The following is a 1,898-nucleotide window of genomic DNA, read 5'->3' as shown; positions in this document are numbered from 1 at the left end:
GGATGCTGTTGGTGATCTTCAGTCGGTCAGGGTTCGGCAGAGTCGCTTGAATCGACTTGAGGGACGGGGCTGGCGTGGTGGTGAAGTGCCTGGTGGGAAGTGCCCGCTCAGTCTGATGATGTTGGTTCCGGCGGCGGTGAGAACGTGCTGGACGTGGGTTTTGGCCAGCCCTCGGTAGCGGCAGTGCCGTAGTCCGTGGGCGTAGACGGTTTCGGAGACGGTGGCTTCGCAGCCGGCCCGTATCGCATAGTGCTGCCGCCACTGGACGGTGTCCTGCTCGTGTCGGACGCGTGTCTGGATCTCTTGGAGGGGCTGGGGCAGCAAGATGATGTGGCGGCTTCGGTCTTCGGTGGTGCCCGTGCATTCCTGTCGGGCTTCGCAGGCCCGGCAGGCCGGCTTGGGGAACAGCACGGACAGCCGTTCATGTCCGTCACCCCGTGTCGGCTTCCAGGGGTGACTGGTCACTCCACGGGGGCAGGTGAGAGTGCGGGCCTGCCAGTCGGGCGTGAAGTCCGCCTTGGTGAAGCCGGGATGCTCACGGGCCCTCGGGTCGGCCCGAACCGGACCGGTCAGTACCACCCCGTGGGTGCGCTGGGCATGGTCGATGGATTCAGGAGTGATGTATCCGGTGTCGACGAAGTGCTCCAGGTCGGTGAATCCCTGCCGGACCAGGTTCTGATGGATCTGTTCGAGGGCGTCGATGTCCTGCTCGGGCGCCGGCCGGGTGGTGACCTGCACGATCAGGTGCGGACCATCACCACAGGTTTCGCTCTGGTGATTGCGATAGCCGATCCACTCCTTCTGTCCGGACGCGGTCAGCTTCTGGCTGTAGTGGGCTTCGGCGTCACAGGGAGAGATGATCTCTATGCTGGCCCACGGGACGCTGGCCTTGTCCGGGTCCGGCCTTCCCGCAGCCTGGGGACGCGAAGCAGCTCTGCGCGGCATATTGCGCCTGCTCAACCGGTCCTTGGTGGATTTCGGTTCCCGCCACCGCTGTCGCCCGGAGCTGTCGAACCAGTACTGCTGCACCCACACGCGTCGCAGGATGTCCACCTGGGGCAAGGTCCTCAATCGCGGCGGGGCCTGATCGCTGAAGACGGCCCTCAGCAGCCGCATGCCGTCCGCGCCAACCTGCAGCACGTACTCCTCCAGCGCCGCCGTGCCCTTGGGAAGCCGGTGGTAGATGGTCGGACGTCAATACCGGTCCGCCCAGTCCGCCGTGATCAGTGGCGCCAGCCAGGTCTCGTCCGCCAACGACAGTTGTTCCAGAGCGGCCCGCAGCGTTTCGGTGACCAACTCCACCCGGCTCAGCTTGCGAATGGCCGCGAGCACGTGGGTGGAGTCGGTGCGCACCGCACCACGCCGCTTGACCAAGCCCGCGGCCACCAGATGGTCGACCATCACGGCCAGCAGCCGATCCGCCCGATCGCCTTGAGCCATGCGGTCCCGGAACTCGCTGAGCACGGAATGGTCAAAGCCCGAATCGTCCAGCTCAAGGCCCAGACAGTACTTCCAGTCCAACCGGCAACGGACCGCCTCGGCGGCCTGCCGGTCAGTGAGGTTTTCCGCGTACTGCAGCACCGACACCATGGCCAGCCGAGCCGGCGACAACCCCTGCCGCCCATCAACCGGATACCAGTCGGCAAAGTGCTCATCTGTGAATAATTCGTCCAACCGGTCACGCACCCACATGGCCGCCGTGCCCCGCGGATTACTCGCCCGCGCCATCCGCACCGTCAACGGCGGAATCACCCGCCCCGAACTCGACCCCATCGACATCGCGGCCACCCTCCGACCGCTCGAACCACCCCGCCCAAACCAGCGCAGCACACTGCGTCGATCCACAGGCCAACCACGTCATGACTTCACTCGACCGAGTGAAGATCACCAACAGCATC

The 1,898-nt window shown here is 65.4% G+C and carries 2 protein-coding genes; both read right to left on the bottom strand.

Going from position 1 to position 1,898, the window contains the following annotated elements:
• Window positions 1-18: 18 nt before the first annotated feature.
• Window positions 19-1,053: a transposase gene (locus ACFV3E_RS46630; protein ID WP_500542619.1), complete on the bottom strand. Its 1,035-nt coding sequence runs from the start codon at window positions 1,051-1,053 to the stop codon at window positions 19-21.
• 141 nt (window positions 1,054-1,194) lie between these two features.
• Complete coding sequence (locus tag ACFV3E_RS46625; protein ID WP_500542617.1) at window positions 1,195-1,779, bottom strand: transposase; 585 nt, start codon at window positions 1,777-1,779, stop codon at window positions 1,195-1,197.
• Window positions 1,780-1,898 lie beyond the last annotated feature (119 nt).

This window comes from Streptomyces sp. NPDC059718, from assembly GCF_042733315.1.
GTDB lineage: Bacteria > Actinomycetota > Actinomycetes > Streptomycetales > Streptomycetaceae > Actinacidiphila.
This window is presented reverse-complemented; position numbering and strand designations above follow the sequence as displayed.